The organism is Bacteroides acidifaciens (assembly GCF_024623065.1).
In the GTDB taxonomy this organism is placed as follows: Bacteria; Bacteroidota; Bacteroidia; order Bacteroidales; family Bacteroidaceae; genus Bacteroides; species Bacteroides acidifaciens.
Genome location: NZ_JANJZR010000001.1, coordinates 105,584 through 129,082 on the forward strand (window position 1 = coordinate 105,584; position 23,499 = coordinate 129,082).

Sequence of the window (23,499 nt, forward strand, 5' to 3'; positions counted from 1 at the left end):
GGTGAGGGTGATGCAAAAGAAAAGCGTCACCCTTCTTTTTTTGCAGATGGATGACACCGTATCATTATATTCCTTTATATTCGGGCAATCGTTTATATTCTTACCAGAAGGCAGAGATTATTCAAACTCCAGTGTACCGAAGAAATCGGGACGGTGGAAGTCCGGTTTCTCTATTTCTATCGGATTCCATGAAAGGAAATGGGGAGTTTGCAATTCATCGCCACATTTGTAAAAATTGGCTTTCAGTTCCTTACCATCAAGCGAATCGATCTGATGCTTGAAGAATACAGCGTAAGGGACAATCAAGGCAACTTCCCAGTCAGTCTCTTCAACACGCTCTTCAAAAGGCGTATTGCCCAGGCTTGACCACCGCTGCACAAGAGCTGTCACGTCTTTCGGAGCATGTTCGCGACCGTTGCGGGCAGGTCCGGCACCAATCAGAATCGTTCCGATACAGTTGCACTCTATATTATAATAGATTCCGTCGCCGGCCGGTATAGAGAAGAATTCCACACAGGAATCTGTCCATACAGAACCGTTATCTTCGCCATAGCGGGCACGCACACTCTCTTCTTTTACTTTAAAATGCAATAAAATAGAGTCCTTCGTGTGAGCTATGCGAAAAATTACTTTGGGTTTGTAAGGATATTCAGCCCAGTTGACACACTGGATAGGCTGAAAATCTATTTTCTCTTCATCGAATAATTTAGGAAGCGAGCAAGCTTCCACGTTAGCCGCACTAATTTTCTTTACTTTCATAGTTCTTTCGTTTGAATGATACAAATATAGTTACTTTCTTCTAATAAGGTTCACAGAAATGAAATAAAAACGATATATTTGCCAATAGTAATACCTTAAAAGAACGAATTAGTGAGAAAAATTATCCTTTTATTTCTGCTATTTTTAAGCGTAACCACCGTCCACACACTAGGTCAAAACATTACTTTCAGCCATTTGACCACAGATGACGGACTTTCACAATTCTCTGTCAACAGTTTATATATCGACGAACGGGGAATTATATGGATTGGAACGCGCGAGGGACTAAACCAGTATAACGGTAACGACATTAAAAGTTTTAAACTTAACAAAAACGACCCGAACAGCCTGTTCAGCAATACAGTGCTGCGCATCACCGGAAACAAAAACGGAAAAGTATATCTGCTCTGTACTGACGGTGTGGCAGAGTTCGATTTGACTACCCAGCGATTCAAGACATTGCTTCAGGGCAACGTGGACGCTATTTACTACAATGAGAAATTGTATATCGGCAAGAGGGAAGAAATATTTGTGTACAACGAGAGTACAGGCAACTTCGACCTTTTCTATCACCTTGCGGGAAAAAACATCACCTTATCCTGCCTTCATCTGGATGGGAAAAAGAATCTTTGGATGGGAACCACCAGCAATGGCGTTTACTGCCTTTCGGAGAGTAAAGCTATTTCGCAACCTGTCACGAAAGGGAATATCACCAGTATCTATGAGGATTCTTCAAAAGAATTATGGATAGGCAGCTGGGAGGAAGGACTCTACCACATAAAGACGGACGGTTTCATCGAGAATATCCGTCATGAACCGGGAAAGGCGAATAGTCTCTGTTCCAACTTCGTAAGAAGTTGTTGTGAAGACAATTCAGGCAATTTATGGATAGGAACGTTCCACGGACTGAACCGCTACGAGAAAAGTACAGGCAATTTCCAACTTTATATGGCTGATGCCGGTAAACCGGACGAACTCACCCACTCTTCCATTTGGTGTATTGTCAAGGACGGGCAAGGCACCCTTTGGCTAGGGACTTACTTCGGCGGAGTCAATTACTTCAATCCTGAGTATGAAATCTACACCCGCTACAAAGTGGGAGACACCGAGAAAGAAGGCCTGAGCAGCCCCATCGTCGGAAGAATGACAGAAGACAAAGATGGCAACCTGTGGATTTGTACTGAAGGGGGTGGTGTAAATGTATACAACCGCAAAGACAACACATACCGGTGGTATCGCCACGAAGAAGGAAAGAACAGCATTTCGCACAACAATGTAAAAGCAATCTATTACGACCAGGCTAATGAAATCATGTGGATTGGCACGCATCTTGGCGGATTGAATAAGCTCGACCTACGGACGAACCGTTTCACAGCCTACCGCATGAAAGCGGGCGACCCTACTTCGTTGCCATCGGATATTGTGCGTGACATTGTACCGTATAAGGACAAACTGGTTATCGCCACACAGAACGGTGTCACCTTGTTCGACCCGGCAGCAGGCACTTGCCGGCAACTCTTCAAGGAAACTAAAGCTGGAAGAGACATCGGCATGGTAGCAAGCCTCTGTTTCGACAAAGACGGCACGTTATGGATTGCAGCTACCAGAGAAGGAGTTTATTCCTACCGCTTCGATACCAATACGCTCACCAATTATGCGCATAACCCGGCTATCCCCAATAGCCTCAGCAACAACAATATCAACAATATCATGCAGGATAGCAACGGGAACTTATGGTTCTCGACCTCCGGCAGCGGACTGGACCGTTACCGCAAAGAGAGCAATGATTTCGAGAACTTCGATATGCAGAAAGACGGTCTGTCAAGCGATTGTATTTACGAAGTGCTCGAATCCTCCATCAAGAAAGGAGACTTGCTATTGATTACCAATCAAGGATTCTCGCAGTTCGACTATCCAAGCAAGAAGTTCTACAATTACGGTACGGAAAACGGATTCCCACTGACTGCCGTCAATGAAAACGCACTGTTCGTCACGCACGATGGAGAAGTATTTCTGGGTGGTATTCAGGGAATGATTTCTTTCTGGGAAAAGAAACTGCATTTTACCCCGAAATCTTATAATATCATCCTTTCCCGCCTGCTGGTCAATGGAAAGGAAGTTATCCCCGGAGACGAAACCGGAATCTTGAGCCGATCTATCTGCCACACACCTGAGATTAGCCTAAAAGCGAACCAGTCGATGTTTACCATTGAATATGCCACTTCCAACTTTATCCCTGCCAACAGGGATGAGATTCTCTATCGCCTGGAAGGTTTCTCGAACGAATGGAACCATACATACCGCAAGCAGACGCTCATCACTTATACAAATCTGAATCCGGGCAAGTACACGCTTGTCATCAAGTCACAACGGGACGGAATCAAAGAAGCCAGACTTCTCGTTATTGTACTTCCACCGTGGTATGAGACATGGTGGGCTTACTTGATTTATACCATTGTCACCATCAGCCTGTTATGGTTTCTCATCCAGAATTATAATTCGCGAATCAAGCTCCGCGAGTCTTTGAAATATGAGAAGAAGCATATAGAAGACCTGGAAGCATTGAACCAGTCGAAACTGCGTTTCTTTACAAACATCTCACATGAATTCCGCACTCCGCTAACGCTTATCGTGGGACAGGTGGAAACTTTGCTGCAAGTACAGACATTCACTCCTAACATATATAATAAGGTATTGGGAATCTACAAGAACAGTATCCAACTGCGTGAACTGATTACGGAACTGCTCGATTTCCGCAAACAGGAACAGGGGCATATGAAGATAAAGGTAAGCAAGCACAACCTCGTGGATTTCCTGTATGAGAATTATCTGCTTTTCCTCGAATACGCCAGCAGCAAGCAGATTAGTTTCAAGTTCAACAAGCAGAAAGATGACATTGAAGTCTGGTATGACCAGAAGCAGATGCAGAAGGTCATCAACAATCTATTGTCTAATGCATTGAAACATACGAAAGCGGAAGATACTATTTCCATCAACGTTTCGCAGGAGCAAGACCATGCCATTATCGAAATAAAAGATACCGGTACGGGTATCGCTGCTGCGGAAATTGATAAAATCTTCGACCGGTTCTATCAGACCGAGCTGCTGAACTCACTGAATACCGGAGCCGGAACAGGTATCGGACTGGCTCTGACAAAAGGTATCATCGAGCTTCACCACGGCACCATCCGTGTGGAAAGCGAACCGGGCAAAGGGAGCAGTTTTATTATCACCCTCAAACTAGGCAAACAACACTTTGCCGAGGAACAGACAGCGCAAAACGATATGGATACCGCCATTCAGGAAACGGAAACTTTTGTGCCTTCAGCAGAAATATTACCGGAATCGGAATGGAAAGAGGAAGACAACAAACGGATTGAAGATGCCAAGATGCTGATTGTGGAAGATAACGAATCCATCAAGCAGATGTTAGTCGGTATTTTCGAGACATTCTATCAGGTCAGTACGGCTTCCGACGGAGAAGAGGCGTTGGAAATGATACGGAAAGATATGCCGGACATTATTTTAAGTGATGTCGTGATGCCGCGTATGTCCGGCACGGAACTGTGTAAACAGATTAAGACAGATTTCAATACGTGCCATATTCCGGTTGTGCTGCTGACAGCACGTACTGCGATAGAGCACAATATTGAAGGATTGAAAATCGGTGCGGACGATTACATCACCAAACCGTTTAATACCAATCTTCTGATTTCCCGGTGCAATAATCTGGTGAACTCCCGTCGGCTGCTACAAGAGAAATTCAGTAAACAACCGCAGGCTTTCGCCCAAATGCTGGCTACCAATCCGATGGATAAAGAGATGCTGGACCGTGCGATGGCTATTATCGAACAGCATCTGGATAATACGGACTTCAACGTCAATATCTTCGCCCGCGAAATGGGCATGGCACGTACGAACCTGTTTACCAAATTAAAAGCAGTCACAGGACAGACACCGAATGACTTTATCCTGAGCATACGTCTCAAAAAAGGAGCTGTTATGCTACGGAATAATCCGGAGCTGAATATCACGGAGATTTCCGACCGAATCGGATTCTCTTCTTCACGCTATTTCAGCAAGTGTTTCAAGGAGATTTATCATGTCAGTCCGCTGGCTTACCGCAAGGGAGAAGAAAAGGAAGAAGGAGAAGAAGAAACAGACTAATAGCAGCCATTATCGGGAAAGCCTATAGTAAATAATCGGACACTGCCGTGCCGGGAGAATATCACCTCGTTGGCACAGTAGTGACATCGTAGTGGCACGCTTGTGCCAACGGGGTGGCACAACTGTGACAACGTAGTGGCACTAAACCGTTCTGCACTCTTCCGAATCCGGAAAGCGGAACTTCCCCCGATGTACTATTTTATACTTCACTTGTACGTTACTGCTCCTTCTTTTTTCTCCAATCGTTTATCTTTGTGCATCTAACATCATTCCCTAAAAATACAGCATTATGAGAAACGTTTCACGTCTACTTCCGTTATTGCCCGGCATTGCCATGCTGACCGGATGCAACCACGCGGCCCCAAAAAGCAATGGACAAAACAATCAAAAGCCCAACATTATTTATATATTCGCAGACGACCTCGGTATCGGCGACCTGAGTTGTTACGGAGCAACTAAAGTAAGCACTCCTAATATCGACCGTCTTGCCGGACAGGGAGTACAGTTTACCAATGCTTACGCTACCTCAGCTACCAGTACCCCTTCCCGTTTCGGGCTTCTGACCGGCATGTATCCTTGGCGGCAGGAGAACACCGGCATTGCTCCCGGAAACTCGGAACTTATCATCGACACAGCCTGCGTTACCATGGCTGATATGTTGAAAGATGCCGGATACGCTACCGGAGCAGTGGGCAAATGGCATTTGGGACTCGGCCCGAAAGGCGGCACTGACTTCAACAGCCAAATCAGTCCGAATGCACAGAGCATCGGCTTCGACTATGAATTTATCATCCCCGCAACCGTAGACCGTGTGCCTTGTGTTTTTGTAGAAAACGGCTGTGTAGTAGGTCTTGACCCTAACGATCCTATCACTGTCAGCTACGACCATAAGGTAGGCGACTGGCCTACGGGAGAAGAAAACCCGGAACTTGTGACATTGAAACCCAGCCAAGGGCATAATAATACCATCATTAACGGTATCCCCCGTATCGGCTGGATGACCGGCGGAAAGTCCGCTCTTTGGAAGGATGAGGACATTGCCGACATCATCACCGATAAAGCCAAGAATTTCATTGCTGCTCACCAAGAAGAACCTTTCTTCTTATATATGGGTACGCAAGACGTACATGTCCCCCGTATCCCCCACCCGCGTTTCGCCGGAAAGAGCGGACTCGGAACTCGTGGCGATGTCATCCTGCAACTGGACTGGACCATCGGAGAAATCATGCATACACTGGACAGCCTCAACATTGCCGATAACACAATCCTTATCTTTACCAGCGACAACGGTCCTGTGATTGACGACGGCTACCAAGACCATGCCTACGAGCTGCTCAACGGACATACCCCTATGGGAATCTATCGTGGCGGTAAATACAGCGCTTACGAAGCAGGTACGCGCATTCCGTTCATCGTACGCTGGCCAGCCAAGATACAGCCAGCCAAGCAGCAGGCTCTTTTCTCACAAATCGACGTATATGCATCGCTCGCTTCACTCCTGAACCAACCTTTACGGAAAGGAGCAGCCCCCGACAGCCAGGAACACCTGAATGTGCTTTTAGGCAAAAATAATACAGACCGTGAATACGTCGTTCAGCAGAACCTGAACAACACACTCGCCATCGTAAAAGGCCAGTGGAAATACATCGAGCCAAGCGACAGTCCCGCCATCGAGTTCTGGACAAAGATGGAATTAGGAAACGATAAACAACCGCAACTCTATGATTTATCGTCCGATCCATCGGAGAAAACGGACGTAGCAAAGCAGTATCCTGATATCGTAAAAGAACTGTCTGCCTTGTTGGAAACCGTAAAAGAATAACAAGAATATGAGAACAGAAAAATTGTATGATTTTGCACCAATCCTGAATAATTCTATCCATATGAGAATATTTAATCAGCCTATATTTGCAACCGCAGATTCAATAAAATCACTTAATTTTTAATATATGAAAAGACATTTATCCACTCAAACTAGAAAAAGGATTCTCTCCTCACTTGGACTGATCTTGTTTTCTGTTTCTTTTGTACTTGCACAGGTACTTGTAAAAGGTACGGTGAAGGATAATTTAGGAGAAGGAGTGCCGGGCGCCAGTGTTCAGGTAAAAGGTACTTCACAAGGAACTATCACCGACCTTGACGGCAAGTTTGCATTCAGTGTACCCAACAAAAATGCAATAATAGTCATTTCTTTCATCGGTTATGTGACTGTAGAACAGAAAGTAGATACACAAAAGCCAATGGTTATTACTTTAAGGGAAGATACCAAAACATTGGATGAAGTAGTAGTTGTAGGTTATCAGGAGGTGCGCAAACGTGACTTGACCGGTTCTGTGGCCAAAGCCAACATGAATGATGTCCTCACTGCCCCCGTCGCTTCATTCGACCAAGCATTGGGAGGACGTATCGCCGGTGTAAATGTCACATCCGGTGAAGGTATGCCTGGTGGCACAATGAATATAGTTATCCGGGGTAACAACTCCTTAACACAGGAAAACTCACCTTTATTTGTAATTGACGGCTTCCCAGTGGAAGATACTTCCGCTTCCAGCACCTTAAACCCTTCGGACATCGAGTCTATCGATTTTTTGAAAGACGCTTCAGCTACTGCCATTTATGGAGCACGTGGTGCTAATGGAGTCGTAATCGTAACTACTAAAAAAGGAAAAGTAGGACGGGCACAACTGACATACGACGGAAGTTTTGGTGTACAACATATCACTCGCACCATTCCAATGATGAACGCTTATGAGTTCGTCAAATTACAAAATGAAATGTATCCGACAGTGGTTGCCGGCTCTTACCTCATGAACTATGAAGGTAAACAATGGACATTAGAAGATTACCGGAATATTGACCAATATAACTGGCAAGATGAGATTTTCCAAACCGCCTGGCAACAAAGCCACACTCTGCGACTGACAGGTGGTACGGAAGGAGTACGCTATAATGCTTCCCTATCTTACTACGACCAAGACGGTACATTATTGGAAACCGGATATAAACGTATGCAGGGACGTATGAACACAGTAGTACGCCGTGGCAAATTGAACATGAGCCTGACGACCAATTATTCACGTTCCATCCAGACAGGAAGCACCCCTTCCGCAACATCTTACAGTGGTATGAACAACTTGTTCTACAGTGTTTGGGGATATCGTCCCGTAACCTCTCCCGACACTCCCTTAAGTTTTTTGATGGATAGCGCAACAGATAATGCAGTAGACTCAAGTAACGACTATCGTTTCAATCCTATTCTTTCACTCAAAAACGAATACCGGAAGAATTATATCAATAATCTTCAAATGAACGGTTTTGCCGAATATGAAGTCATCAATGGCCTGAAAGTCAAAGTCTCTGCCGGATATACTTATGATGCCCGTAAAAATGACCAGTTCAACAATTCAAAGACCCGCTATGGCGGTCCGACCTCTACCGACAAAGTGAATGCACAAGTGACCCGTTCAGAACGCTTAACTTGGTTGAACGAAAACACAGTGACTTACCAGACCAACATCAAGAAGAAACATTTCATCAATGCTTTGGCTGGTATCACTTTCCAGAATTCAGATTATGAAGCATACGCTTTCCGCACCACCCATATTCCCAACGAATCACTCGGAATGGCGGGAATGAGTGAAGGACAAGCCAGTACAAGCAGTTCTGTCAAATCATCATGGTCAATGCTTTCTTATTTGGGACGTATCAACTACAATTATAAATCCAAATACTATGCAACTGCATCATTCCGTGTAGACGGCTCTTCCAAATTCAACAAGAATAACAGGTTTGGATACTTTCCCTCTGCATCATTAGCGTGGACATTCACCGAAGAGGAGTTCATGAAACCAATCAAAAGTATCCTTTCCAATGGAAAGCTGCGTTTTAGCTGGGGACTCACCGGAAATAACCGCATCGGTGAATACGATTATTACCAACTATTATCCGTCTTGAAATCCAGAATAGGTTCTTATACTGCTACCAATTCGATACCAAGCGGCGTATATCCATTCGAGAACGATGCCACCAACGCCGGAACTGTACCCATCTCGTTGCAGAACAAAAATCTGAAATGGGAAACGACCGAACAATGGAACTTGGGAGTCGACCTCTCATTCTTCGATGAACGAATCGGCCTCACAATGGATATATACCGGAAAAATACACGCGACTTGTTGCTTGCCGCCCAATTACCCTATTCTTCCGGTTTCTACAATGCCACAAAGAATATTGGTAAAGTTCGTAATGATGGTCTGGAAATCAGCTTGAATACACTGAATATTAAAACACGCGATTTTCAATGGTCATCCAATTTTAATATTTCCTTCAACAAGAATAAAGTATTAGCGTTATCCGAAAACCAAACCGCATTAATGACAGCTGTCCAGTTTGACCAGAACTACAACGGACAATCCAGTTATATTGCCAAAATCGGTTTGCCGATGGGACTGATGTATGGCTACGTTTACGAAGGCACGTATAAATACGATGATTTCAACAAATCAGGAAATTCATACAGTTTGAAATCTAGTGTACCTCATTTCTCAACCGAAAACAACACACAACCAGGCATGCCGAAATATGCCGACCTCAACGGTGACGGAGTAGTAGATTCCAACGACCGTACTATCATCGGACGAGGACTTCCAGTACATACAGGAGGATTGACCAATGACTTTACTTATAAAGGAATTGATTTAAGCATCTTCTTCCAATGGTCGTATGGAAATGACATTATGAACGCCAACCGCCTGTTCTTTGAAAGTTCCAATAACCGCTCACGTGAATTGAACCAATATGCCAGCTACACCAACCGTTGGACAGCAGACAACCCGACCAGTGACATTCCAGCCGCTACGAATTCTTCTTCCAATCGTGTCATTTCTTCACGCATCATAGAAGACGGTTCCTTCTTGCGTCTGAAAAATGTAACGATAGGATACACCTTCCCCAGCCAGATGACGAAAAAATGGAAAATAGATAAAGCACGTATCTACGTTGCCGCACAGAATCTCTGGACATGGACAGGTTATTCTGGCTATGACCCCGAAGTATCTGTTCGTAACAGCGCCTTAACACCGGGATTGGATTATTCGTCTTATCCAAGAGCTTACTCCGTCAGCTTCGGTGTCAGTTTAGGATTCTAAGTTTAATATGTTATCATTCAACATTTAAAATTCATCACATGAAAATACTAAGAATATCAATCATAGCTTTACTCGCAAGTCTCTTTACTACATCTTGCGACTTTTTGGATAAAGAACCGACTGAATTAGCTTTAGATGAGTATTTCAAAACTCCCGAAGAAGCCTCCTCCTTCTTGACAGGCACTTATGCTATTCTTTCCCAGCCAACCTTTTATGGCGGTGACTATATGTACCTCGTTGCAGGAGATGACTTGTCTCATTATGGTGGTAGCGGACGCGGACCTGCCTCCACCGGTCTGATTTGTAATAACGCCACTACCAGTGATAACGCAGTCACCAACTTCTGGTATTTACTTTATGTTGGTGTCAATCGCGCAAATATCTTTTTAGAGAATATCAACAAGGTAGAAGGCTTTTCTACCGGCGTGAAAGAACAGTACATCGCCGAAGCCCGTTTTCTACGCGCTTTTTATTACTTCAATCTTGTAGAGTGCTGGGGCGATGTACCATTCAAGACAACTTCAACCCAAGATGTGAAGAACCTTGACGCACCACGGACAGACAAGCAGGAAATCTATGACTTCATTGTCAATGAAATGGCGGATGCTGCTGAGACTGGATTGAAATCAGCTGCCGAACTATCCTATTTACCCGGACGCATCTCAAAATCTACTGCATGGGGAATATTGGCACGCGTCTACCTGTTCCGTGCCGGAGAACATTTCCGTGAAAACCGTGCTGCCAATCAGGCAGAAGTCAAAGATTATTTTGAAAAAGCCAGTTTCTATGCTCAGAAAGTGACAGCGGAAGGACACGCACTAGCAGATAACTACTGGGATTTCTTCATTGATTTATGTTCCAACCAGTATAATACGACCGCCAATGAAAGTATCTGGGAAATTGAATTTGCCGGAAACAATACATCTGACACTCAAGCGGAAGGCCGTATCGGTAATATCATCGGCCTAGCCGGTCCCGACCTTTCATCTAAAAGCAGTATAAAAGGAAAAGCTGATCCAGGCTATTCGTATGCTTTTATTTACAGTACCCCAAAATTGTATAATCTGTATGTAAAGAACGGAGACATCAACCGTTTCAACTGGAGCATCACTCCTTTTGAATATAAGGAATCAGGCGGTAAGAATACCGGAGTGACGCATCGTGAATTTGAAATGGGAAAACTAGCGCAAGTAATGACGCAATATGGCCCGAAATCTTACCAATACAATGGTGATATTGAAAAAACCAAGGCGACTACCAATTATAGCCGTATGTGTGGAAAATATCGCCGCGAATACGAAGCTGATAAAAAAGACAAGAACTTTACGTCCATCAACTTCCCTGTATTACGTTATGCAGATGTATTATTGATGATTGCAGAAGCGGAGAATGAAGCAAATAATGGACCGACAGACCTTGCATATACTTGTATCAATGATGTCAGAGAGCGTGCAGGTTTGGATGAGCTACCGAAGAACATGTCGCAAACGGAATTCCGCCAAGCAGTAAAAGATGAGCGGGGGATGGAACTATGCTTTGAATACACCCGGCGTTTTGACCTTATCCGTTGGGGAGAGTTTGTAAAGAACATGCAAGCATTGGTACCGGCTGCACAATCTGGAGAAAACTGGAACTTAGGACCAACTAACGTATATACCTATTTCCAAGTATCCTCTACGTACAACTATTTCCCTATTCCAGATGCTGAAATGAGTACCAACAAGTACATTACACAAAACAATCCGAATTGGTAAACAAAGTATTCATCAGTAAAAAACAACAAATTATGAAAGCATATAAACTCATAGCCATCTGTGTAATAAGCCTCTTTTTCGGGGCATGTAATGACGGACTGGACGAAGATGTTGCATTGGACGTGACTGTAAATACCAATGAGAATGTGAGCTTCGACGGACATATCATCACTGTAAAGAAAGGAACCCCTGTCAACTTCAACATTGCCGGCGATCCGGACTTTCTTACATTCTTCAGCGGAGAAGAAGGATATAAATATCAATATAGAGAACGTCAGACCATTGATCCGTCACAAATCAAATCATCATCGCTGACTATCACGTTATATTACGAATATGGAACAACCGATATGGTAGACAGTAGAATCTATATATCCGATGAGTTCACCGGATTGTATAAAGACGACTTCGTGGCAGACTCCTTGTTAGTGGAACAATACGAGAATGACGGTATCTGGCAATCAATGATCCCCAACGAAGAACTAGGCTATGCCTTTCCGACAAAAACCAGTACACCGCAAACTTATACATTCGACATGACGCAATACCTCAATAAAAGAGTAACAATTGCCATACGTTATAAAGGAGTGAAAAACACAGCGGTTCAACCACGTCTGTATTTCACCCAGATGCATCTCACCAACGAACTGAACAATGGTTCCAGCCTGAAGTTCGGTGCAAGTTCTTTCGGACTGACACCAGTCAACATGAAAAACAGATGCAACCTGTCCGACCAGGCGACGATGACAACCGACCGTGAATATGGCACGGTGAGCGGAGGGACTTCAGGAATCTGGAATCTGCAGAATATCGGAACCGAAACATTCTACTTGCACTCATCGGCTGCAGGAAATCCTCTGAAATATAGTTGGCTGGTATCCGACCCACTTACTATCAATTCATGCGAACCGGATCAGGGAACTAAAGTGAAAGACATCACCCAAAGCCTTGACTCTTATACGTATACCTATGACAAGGTTGGTATCTATAATGCAACTTTCCTTGCACGGAATGCCAATATTGACCATTCATCAACGACTACCTATAATTTCGTAGTCAACGTAGTGGAATAATTTAACAACAATAAGAAAACAATTAATACATATATCTATGAATTACTTTAAATCATTCTTGTTAACCGCATTTGCACTGTTCACATTGGCAGCTTGCAATACAGACGATTTGAGAGACGATGTTGACAATCTGAAAGGTCGCGTGGAGTCTCTGGAAGCACAAATTAATTTGTTGAATGATAATATGACCGCAATCAAACGACTACTTGAAGGCGGACAGACTATTACAGAAATTACCCAGACAAACGGTACCTATACATTGAAATTGAGCGGTGGAGAAACTGTAACATTAACACAAGGTTCTGCAGGAGAAATAAAATATCCGGAAATCAGCGTCAATGATGAAGGCCAATGGGTAGTAAACGGCGAAGTACTGACCCAGAACGGTGTACCCGTACAAGCCGTCGGAACTCCCGGCAATGATGGCATGACTCCCAAATTCCGACTGACGGATGATGGCAGCTACTGGCAAGTAAGTTATGACAACGGCACTAGTTGGCAGGATGTTCTTGATGAAAGTGGCAACAAAGTATCTGCTGTAAACAATGGCTCTTCCGGTGGAAGCAGCACCGATACATTCTTCGAATCAGCAGGCATCGATGAAAGCGGAGATTTCTTCGTTATCCAACTGAAAGGACAAACTGAAAGTATTTCCATACCTATCGTTAAAGATTTGTTGTGCGAAATTATAGAGCCTGCCGAAGGAATGAATAAAGGATATTGGGAAATTGGAACCGGAGCAACCGCTACGACTACTGTCAAAGTGAAAGGAGATAATATTATCGTTACAGCTCCCGCAGGATGGGTAGCAACAATAAGCGAACCGGACACTGAGACAAATGAAGCTACTCTGAGTATTACAGCTCCGGCAAGTACCATAAAAACCCGCGCAACAGCCGACAACAGCAGTGATGTAACACTACAAGTAAATAAGGGTGCCAACTGGGCGGTAGCTAAAATTCAAGTGAAGGCAATAGAAATTATAGATAGTTACTATGCTCTTTATGAAGCAGGTGAAACCATCACAATCGGTGGAATAAATGTAAATAAGGATACATTCGGAGAAGCAACTCTTATCACAACAGAGAATCCCAACATTACGAACAAGGGAATTTATTTCATTAGCCCAGAAGTAGAAGCGGAATATACTGCAAGCGGTGGATATGCCCAACTCATTATCATCGGAAATAGTTCAACTCAAAAGAGCCAATTGAAAGTGTCCAGCCAAATCAAGCTTGTGGAAACAGCAAGCGATGCTTCTGGCATTTTTATCTGTCAAAATATAACACTCGACGCCAGAAACACATTAAATGCTGAAAATAAAACAAGTTATCCAATCGTTCAAAACAAGAATGGAGCATTCGGTAGTATAATACTCCAAGATTGCCATATTCTATTGCCGAAAGAACAACCTTTAAGTTACATCAGTAATAGCAACCGTAGTATTGACTATTTTCTGATGGAGAATTGTGTAGTTCCCATATCCTCTACTGACAATAATAAGTTCATTCTCAGCCTCTCTACAAGTACGGCTGCTTATAACAAGGTATCTTTCAAGAACAATATTTTCTATTGTGTTGACGAAGGGAAATCCGCTACCGGATTTAAACTGATGAATGGTGAAAAAGCAACCGCAACGGAATTTACATTGACGAACAATACATTTGTCAATGTATACACTGCCACTACTTTCTATGTTTATCTTACATCATTACCAAACATACATATAACTCACAATTTGATTTATGCTAAACCTGCAATGCCAAACAATTGTGGCATATTCCGCCTAACTAACAATCCGGAAAGTGGAGAATGTAATAGCAACATCTGTTACAAAGCCGAAAACACGAATAACTGGCAGATATTCTTTGGCGGCATAGGTAAGGGCATGGACGGAGCAGAAGAAGTAAATATAATTACTTCTGACCCATTCGAAGGTGGTACATTTGATATTGCCAACGGTGTGTTTATCCCAAATGCAGAATTTGCTGAATATGGAGCATCCATTAATTAATACCTACTGATATATGAAAAAAGTAATACTATCAATATGTACAATTCTTTTCGTCGCACTTTACTCGTGCGACGAACGGGATGACTTGCGCTCCGACATTGACAATCTGAAAGAACGGGTTGCCAATCTGGAAGCAAGTATAGAACAGATGAATACGGACATCAACAACTACCAACAGATGGTAGCAGGAGTAATTCTGGTGATGGGATACAATCAGGATGAATTAGGAAATTACACCGTAGAACTCAGTAACGGAGAAACTGTAAATATTTATAGTGGGAAGGCGGATATGAACGACATGCCCCTATTCAGCATTAATGCATCAGGAAACTGGGCGTATACCATCAATGGTGTAACTACAGAACTACTTTTCAACAATCAACCGGTCAACGCTATTCCCGAAACCGGTGCTGCTGGAATTACTCCGAAAATGAAGGTGGATGCAAATGGTTTTTGGCTAATTTCACTGGACAATGGCTCAACTTGGAGCAAATTAGGAAACAATCAAATAGCTGATGGAACACAAGCTACCTCAAATGCCAGCTCTGTTTTCAGTAACGTAATAGTCAACGAAGCTACCGGCGAAATCACATTTACTATACGCGCAGACAACAGCAAAGTTACAATACCCATCTACGGACAAGACTTCTATCTGAACATTCAATTTGAAGGGACAGCCACTTTCGGTCTGAAACAGATGCAGGAATTTGTTGTGAAACAAGCCAACGTAGAAACTGCCGTCATTGAGAACCAAACATGGGGAATCAAGTTGGAAGAAACAAAATTGACTGTTACCGCTCCTTCCACCAATCCTCGTGGAGAAGCATATGAAGACGTGATTTACATCAAAATATTCTCCAAAGAAGGCTATTGCCGAGTAGTAAAACTACCAGTGAAGCTTCTGACCACTGAAATTGATGCGAATGCTACCACCGCTTGGACAGAGTTCCTCAGCGGTGATGCTAAAAATGTATTGCTGGATTTCTCCTACGCAGGATATATGCGGGGAGAGACAGCTCCGCCCGATGTGGAAATGTTGATAGCTCAAGGATATAAGGTCTATGATGTCACGAAGTATGGAGCCGTCCCCAATGACGGAAAATCCGACCGTGAAGCTTTTATGAAAGTGCTGGCAGAAATTGCCGGCACTAATAATATCAAACAAGAAGACGCTGGTATGACAGACCGCTATATCAAAGAGAATGCCAAAGCCGTCATCTATTTCCCGGAAGGGAACTATATATTGCAGGACAAAGCTTCCCAAAACCGGAGAATTCGTATGTCTATGGGAAATATAGTACTCAAAGGAGCAGGTAAAGATAAGACAACACTCGAAATGACTGTTGCCAACACTTCCCCCAACCCAACAACCGAAATGTGGAACGCACCTGTGATGATGGAATTTAAACACAACACCGGATTAACAGAACTGGGAACAATTACTGCTGACGCCCCCATTGGCAGTAAAAGTGTGACAGCTAGCGTGACCGGAGTAAGCAGCGGAAGCTGGGTATGCCTTGTGCTGAAAAACAACAACGAAGATGTTATCAATACAGAGCTATCTCCATATAGATGGCAAGATATCAATGTACAGTCCGGCGGAACACTTAACATCAAATCAGAAGGTATCCAAATTTACGAATATCACCAGATTGAAAAAATCAGTGGTAACACTATTACCTTCAAAGAACCTATTATGCACGCCATCAATAAAGACTGGAATTGGAAAATCTCCAAATTCGCCAATTATGAGAATGTCGGCATAGAAGATCTTACTTTCAAAGGACACTCAAAAGAGAAATTTATTCATCATGGTTCTGACATCGACGACGGTGGATTCAAATTGATAGACTTTGTCCGATTAACCAACTCCTGGATACGCCGTGTCAATTTCGAAAGTGTCAGTGAAGCAATGTCTATCACAAGTTCAGCAAACTGCTCTGCTTATGACATACAAATAGGCGGTAACCGGGGACATGCATCTATTCGTTCACAAGCTTCTTCCCGCATATTTATCGGGAAAGTGATAGAGAACAGCAATGGATATACTCTCAGCAAAGGCGAAGGCGAAGGAACCTTAGGTACTTACCAGTCGAACGTAGGACAATATCACGCTTGTGGAGTCTCCAAACAAAGCATGGGTGCCGTAATCTGGAACGTAAAGTGGGGAGATGATTCCTGTTTTGAATCGCATGCAACACAACCACGTGCCACACTGATTGATTGCTGCTCAGGCGGATTCATGCACTGGAGACAAGGCGGTGATTCTGCACAAATGCCAAATCATATGGAAAATCTGACTATCTGGAACTTCAATGCAACAAATATTCAGACAGATACAGACATTGACACCGGAGGACAATTCATTTGGTGGGATGCAAAAGGATACTGGTGGAAATTCTTGCCACCAATTGTGGTAGGCTTCCATGGACAATCTCTTCAATTCAATGAATCACAAATGAAACGAAGCGAAAACAATAACGGTGCAGTAGAACCTCTTTCCCTTTACGAAGCACAGTTACGCAATCGTTTGGGATATGTACCCGGATGGCTGAACGCATTAAAATAAACACACAATTTTTCTAACCATTATAAAACGTATATGAAAATCAGACTTTAATCAATTTAACACCTGAAAGAGAGGGACCGCGAGGTTCTTCTCTTTTACTTTTTCCGTATCTTTGCAACAAAATTAAATGTCATGCAAGAAACTCTGCCCATTCACTTTGCCCCGCTACAGGGGTACACAGAAGTTTTTTACCGCAATGCCCACGCCGCTTGTTTCGGTGGCGTAGACACTTATTACACCCCATTTGTCCGAATCGAGAAAGGCGAGTTCCGCCGCAGAGATGTCCGGGGCATCGAACCGGAAAACAACCATGTGTCTCACCTCGTTCCTCAGTTAATAGCTCCGACAGCAGAAAAAGCGGAAGCGATTCTCTCCCTTTTTATCGAGAAAGGATACAAAGAAGCGGATATAAATCTGGGCTGCCCCTTTCCTATTTTAGCAAAGCGCCACAATGGTTCCGGCATCCTGCCTTATCCCGAAGAAGTGGAAGCACTGCTCAGCGTGGTTCGGAAGTATCCGCAAATCAGTTTCTCCATAAAAATGAGATTGGGATGGGAGAATGCGGCTGAATGCCTCAAACTAGTTCCTATTATTAATGAACTGCCACTACGGCAAGTCACGATGCATCCCCGCTTAGGCAAACAACAATATAAAGGTGAAGCAGACCTTAAAGGGTTCGCTGATTTTCAAGATGCCTGCAAACATCCCATCATTTATAACGGAGACATAAACAGCCTGGAAGATATTCAACAAATTCAGGACAAATTTCCTTCATTAGCCGGAATTATGATAGGACGCGGGCTACTCGCCAATCCGGCGTTAGCATTAGAGCATAGACACGGACACGTTCTTAGCTTCGATGAAATGGTACAAAAATTGCAATTGATGCACAAAAGCGTATACACGGCATACGCAGAGCAGCTTGAAGGTGGAGACGGACAGCTCCTAAACAAGATGAAGACTTTTTGGGAATATTTATTGCCAAATACAGAAAAAAAAATCATGAAAGCTATTCATAAAAGTACAAGCCTGAACAAATATAATCAGGCTGTCAATGCCTTTTTTAATCAACGATAGGCTGATTACCCGTAATTTTGTGTAATTTTGCGCCCGTTTATAAACAAGCACATTATGAAAAAATACATTTTATTATTTCTTTGCCTGATAACAGTTTCGGGCAGTTTTGCACAGATGAAGGACTTCAAGTTCAAGTTTTATGGACAGATTCGTACAGACCTTTATTACAACAGTCGTGCCAATCAAGAAACTGTAGACGGATTGTTCTATATGTATCCCTTGGACAAGAATCGCGATGAGAACGGAAACGATTTGAATGCAACGCCTAACAGTAATTTCTACACACTGTATTCACGTTTAGGAGTAGACGTTGCCGGACCTAAACTGGGAACAGCCAAGACTTCCGCCAAGATAGAAGCCGACTTTCGCGGTACCGGCAATTCTTTTTCAGTAGTCCGGCTGCGCCACGCTTATCTCAATCTGGATTGGAACAAATCGGCCTTGCTGCTCGGACAAACATGGCACCCGTTATACGGTGAAGTAGCCCCGCAAATTCTTAATCTGTCAATGGGAGCACCTTTTCAACCGTTCAGTCGCGCACCGCAGATTCGCTATCGATACAAGAATAAGAACTTCCAGCTTACAGGAGCTGCCGTATGGCAATCCCAGTATTTGTCTCAAGGACCTGCCGGAAAGAGCCAGGAGTATATAAAGAAAAGCTGTGTCCCTGAAATTTATATTGGGGCAGATTATAAGAAAGATGGCTTATTAGCGGGTGTAGGCGTTGAATTGTTATCATTAAAGCCGCGCACAGTCTCCACAGAAGGATATAAAGTAGATGAACGCATCACAACCCTTTCATATGAAGCTCATGTAAAATACACGAATAAAAACTGGTTTATCGGCGCAAAAAGTGTATTAGGCTCCAATCTGACACAAGCTTCCGGTCTTGGCGGATTCGGCATTAAATCTATTAACGAACGCACAGGAGAACAGAAATATACTCCGATACGTTTTTCAAGTTCCTGGCTGAATGTTGTTTACGGACAGAAATGGAAGCCGGGCGTGTTTGTCGGTTATGCCAAAAACCTGGGAACAAGCGATGAATTATATGCTCCGGATGGAAAAGCACAAGTATATGGTACGGGAACAAACCTCGACCAACTCGTCACTGCGGGAGCAGAACTAACTTACAATGTACCTCATTGGAAATTCGGTTTAGAATATACGTTGAGCTCCGCATGGTATGGCTCTCTGAATACATCCAGCGGAAAAATCAAAGATACTCATGCTGTATGCAACAACCGCATTGTCGCAGTTGCCATGTTTATGTTCTAACTCTTCTCAGCAATTTATTTTAATCATAATGCTGTCATCTGTCACCGATTGCAGCTTAACGTTGTGATTATAAACGAATAGCGTTGTGACAGCAACAGGTGACAGCATTGTGACGGCAACATTGCTGTCACAATGCTGTCACCTGTTGCTTCAACCCTACCTTCCATAAACTAACGATGTTCATCACGGCGGCCCAATCAACTATACTTCTATCTCAGCATGAAACGATTTGCTTCAAGCCTTTGAAACTAAAGTTTCATGCTGGAGAAACTAAAGTTTCATGCTGGAGAAACCAAAGTTTCACGCTGGAGAAACCAAAGTTTCATGCCGAAGGAACCAAAGTTTCACGCTGGAGAAACCAAAGTTTCACACCGAAGAAACCAAAGTTTCATGCCTTGAAACCAAAGTTATCCCCTGTTGAAACTTCTGTTTACACGTAGGCTTCCGTTTATATGCGGTTTTGTCTTTGCCGGACGATGATAGGTTGAAAGAGGAATTGCATTTTACTTGGGAGAGAGGAAGCCGGAACTGACAGAGCAACGAGGCAGAAGACAGTAGTTCTCGGCCAATCAAAACTCCAGATTATTTTTTCTTCAATTCCACTTCAAAGCTAGCTCCGTCCCTACAAGTAAAACGAAGTACTGTCTGTTTCTTATCTGCTGAAATCACTTTGCAGAATGGAGTTTCCTTCATATTCCAATAACCTTTCAAGGTTACTGTCACCGGAATCTCACCACTTTCGTCATTAATCCATGGGCGGGAATAAATGCTGCGTTCCACTCGTTTTCCATCTTTGTCGAAAGCTTCGTCACTTGCGCCTCGATACAATGCCAAGTCCGGCTGAGCCACAGTCAGCAGAAGTTCATTCGGAGATTCCTTATGCACCATCACCAGACAAGACGTATCCGTTTGCTGTAATAATTCACCGGGAAGAGGTGCTTGCGGAGTCTCAAAGAGTACATAAGAGTATATATTCTCTGCCGGTGAATACACGATATGAGCATCACAATCCTGCTTCAGTACCTTATAAGCAGGTTTCTTGCCAAATGACTTCATAGCAGTTTCATTTGTTTGTGGCAGGACAGTGTATTCATAACTTCCGCCTTTCGGAGCTTTTCCATGATTCACGACTAATGAGACCCAATCCCCTTTCGTTTCCTTACCTGTATCCTGCATACGGGAATATTGTGGAAAAGCTTTCTCAAACTTAGCAGTAACGGGTACATAATATCCGGTTCCCAAATGATCAATCCATGTTTTACCATTACCATGATAGTTTTTCCAGTAATCATGCCCTGCCTTATCCGTTACCGCCAACTGGAATATTGTGGTTTCAGTGGGATATTCCGTATTGGTATTTTCAATGTCCGAACCTAAGCAAACAATCATTTCACCGATGAAATGGAAAGATTTGCGCGCCCGATGGGAACCGTTGTATTTATCATGCTCATGCAATTTCATACCGAAATTGCCATTTTCTTTCTGTTGTGACAGTCCGCCGGCAAAAGCTTCGTCGGAATAAAGCATTTCTTCCATGCCGGAGAAAGTATCCACATTCAGGACTTTAGCCTTCAACTGTTCCAATGGAAGATGGATGGAAGTCACACCCGGGATACGGTTCCAGTCGAAACCTTCCTGCTGCCATCCACTTGTGGCAGGAGTAACGATGTGTCCCGGTGCTGCTGTCAGAATTTGCAGACTCCCATGTGCCAGATAACGGCCATAGAGATTATGTCCCAAATAATGTTCTGCCGCCCAAAGATAGCGGGAATGTCCGCGAGCTACTGCAGACCAGTCACTACGGCGCTGCACAGACACGCAGCCATAACCAAGTGCCAAGTTTCCTTGCGGGTCGGGTTCAGGGTGGAACCCGTTATCGACAAGCAGCTTCGCAATCTTCCGTTCCTGTGCGTTGGATACTTTTGGCATATAATCCGGTTCCTGTCCTTTGGAAGAAGTGCCTAAAACAAGACGCAGATAAGCAGACGCCATCTCCTTATCGAACTCAGACTTTCCATCAGAAGTTCCTGCCATAGCCATCATTGCATAGTGCATCGGCACTAATCTCCCCCTTCCATCGGGATGACGACCGGACATTGACAATGGGAAATTCAACTTATTGCAATAGAAACGCATTGCAAACAATACATTTCTCACCGTTTCATGCGCCAGTTTCGAGATAGCAAATTCTGTCCGGCTGAAAAGATAAATCATATTAGTCGCTCCGTCCAAACCACCGACGGCATAAGCCGGGTAATTATTACGATGATGGAAAGCACCGCCGTCTATCTTGAATGAGCCATCCAATCCCGGAGCAGGGCGACAACCGTAATCAATCCAACGGGAGAAAGACTTCAAGTATTGCAACTTTTCCGGTGTATCCTCCATCATCAGGATACTCGCGATACGACCGGTAGTCTGTGTATTAAATGAGTCCATATCAATTCCATTACCTTCCGGTTTAGGATATACCTCATTCGTAATGGCATACCACCGCAGTGTGCGTTCGGCTTCCTGCAACTTACCAGCTTCACGAAGTACGTCTTTCATCAGGAAATATGCCAGATACAATCCGCGAACACTATATCCGTAATGATGGATATTCCCCCAACAACTGCCATAAGTCACCCCCTGATCAGTTATATGGTCATACATAGCCAAGAATTTTTGCTTCATTTCTTTCTGAAGTTCCGGGTTCGCAGCACTATTATTATACGCAACAGCAATCCGTTTCATCAAATCAAAATAGGCACGCATTTCTACACCAAGTTTGGTCAGCATATCCTTGTCCCAGTCCGGTATAATCCGTTCATAAGCTTCGGAAGCGCGCACCATATAAATAGGTACACCCGATACCTGACCGTTTTTATAAGTAATCTGATAGAAATCATATTTCTTGCGGATAGTCTCCACTTCTTTATCCGAGAGTTTACCTTTTGTATAATTCATGTCCCGGAAACGTTTCTCCAGCAGTTGCATTTCTTTCTTTTGCCTGTCACTGACAGGAGTCAACTCGATATCCGGCTTCAAAAGGGAGTGTTTGTAAACAACCAACCAATGATTATTAGTTCCGGCATTTACAAAAGGTACTTGCAAATCGGCTGTTTGCTGACGTGCATCCACTTTGGTAGCAGTAATCAAATGATCGATGAAAAGGCATCCTTTTGAATTTGGAGCAACAATACGAAGTTCATTCATACCTTCCTGAGGTGTGCCTTGCATATCCCGTTCATAACAAACCCATGCGGCACGCCAACCTTTAAAGTTGATTCCGAAAGGAAAGGAAGTACATTTCCTGCCGTCTTTCAAGAATTCAAATTCGATAGTTGTGTTTTGGGGCTCTTCATTATACACCCATACGATGAAAGCCGAAAGATACAGGTCTTTACCAGTCGGATCCTTCTTTTCAAATTTCAGGTCTTTCTTGAGTTCTAATATACCGCCAGGTTCAAAGTCCCATTTCATCGAGTGTTTTCCATCTTTATAATGAATATCAGAGATGGAAAGTTGAGAATGAATACTCGTTATACAGTCTGGGACTTTGGGGGCTTCAAAAGAAAATAGCCGCTCATCTGTTACTACTTGCGAATGAAGAAATGCAGAACATAAACAGGAAAATAGAGTTAGTACTCCAAGTCTGATAAAAGATTGTTTCATCATA

The 23,499-nt window shown here is 43.5% G+C and carries 11 protein-coding genes; 9 read left to right on the top strand and 2 right to left on the bottom strand.

The window, feature by feature from the left end:
• Window positions 1–117 precede the first annotated feature (117 nt).
• On the bottom strand, window positions 118–759 hold the full coding sequence (locus NSB03_RS00405) for a carbohydrate-binding family 9-like protein (protein ID WP_024986067.1): 642 nt from the start codon (window positions 757–759) through the stop codon (window positions 118–120).
• Between the two features lie 111 nt (window positions 760–870).
• On the opposite strand from NSB03_RS00405, the gene NSB03_RS00410 reads away from it, so the two are divergent.
• From NSB03_RS00410 to NSB03_RS00450, 9 genes are all read left to right on the top strand, one after another.
• Window positions 871–4,926: a hybrid sensor histidine kinase/response regulator transcription factor gene (locus NSB03_RS00410; RefSeq protein WP_257466124.1), complete on the top strand. Its 4,056-nt coding sequence runs from the start codon at window positions 871–873 to the stop codon at window positions 4,924–4,926.
• Between the two features lie 289 nt (window positions 4,927–5,215).
• Window positions 5,216–6,748 carry a sulfatase family protein gene (locus NSB03_RS00415; protein ID WP_257466125.1) on the top strand — a complete coding sequence of 511 codons (1,533 nt, stop codon included), beginning with the start codon at window positions 5,216–5,218 and terminating at the stop codon, window positions 6,746–6,748.
• 127 nt (window positions 6,749–6,875) lie between these two features.
• A complete protein-coding gene (locus tag NSB03_RS00420) occupies window positions 6,876–10,073 on the top strand; it encodes a SusC/RagA family TonB-linked outer membrane protein (protein ID WP_162222255.1) in 3,198 nt (1,065 codons plus the stop codon).
• 38 nt (window positions 10,074–10,111) lie between these two features.
• Window positions 10,112–11,827, top strand: a complete 1,716-nt coding sequence (locus NSB03_RS00425) for a RagB/SusD family nutrient uptake outer membrane protein (protein WP_024986068.1) — start codon at window positions 10,112–10,114, stop codon at window positions 11,825–11,827.
• A gap of 32 nt (window positions 11,828–11,859) precedes the next feature.
• Window positions 11,860–12,900 (top strand): DUF5017 domain-containing protein, encoded by a 1,041-nt coding sequence (locus tag NSB03_RS00430; RefSeq protein WP_024986069.1) that lies wholly within the window; start codon window positions 11,860–11,862, stop codon window positions 12,898–12,900.
• A gap of 37 nt (window positions 12,901–12,937) precedes the next feature.
• Window positions 12,938–14,914 (top strand): PL29 family lyase N-terminal domain-containing protein, encoded by a 1,977-nt coding sequence (locus tag NSB03_RS00435; RefSeq protein ID WP_128824187.1) that lies wholly within the window; start codon window positions 12,938–12,940, stop codon window positions 14,912–14,914.
• A gap of 13 nt (window positions 14,915–14,927) precedes the next feature.
• A complete protein-coding gene (locus NSB03_RS00440; protein ID WP_024986071.1) occupies window positions 14,928–17,483 on the top strand; it encodes a BT3328 family hyaluronic acid endo-lyase in 2,556 nt (851 codons plus the stop codon).
• 132 nt (window positions 17,484–17,615) lie between these two features.
• Window positions 17,616–18,560, top strand: a complete 945-nt coding sequence (locus NSB03_RS00445) for a tRNA-dihydrouridine synthase family protein (RefSeq protein ID WP_257466126.1) — start codon at window positions 17,616–17,618, stop codon at window positions 18,558–18,560.
• Between the two features lie 54 nt (window positions 18,561–18,614).
• Entirely contained in the window at window positions 18,615–19,838 is a 1,224-nt protein-coding gene (locus NSB03_RS00450; protein WP_121765610.1) for a DcaP family trimeric outer membrane transporter, read from the top strand.
• A 582-nt stretch (window positions 19,839–20,420) separates the two neighbouring features.
• On the opposite strand, the gene NSB03_RS00455 is transcribed toward NSB03_RS00450, so the two are convergent.
• A complete protein-coding gene (locus NSB03_RS00455; protein ID WP_024986073.1) occupies window positions 20,421–23,498 on the bottom strand; it encodes a chondroitinase family polysaccharide lyase in 3,078 nt (1,025 codons plus the stop codon).
• Window position 23,499 lies beyond the last annotated feature (1 nt).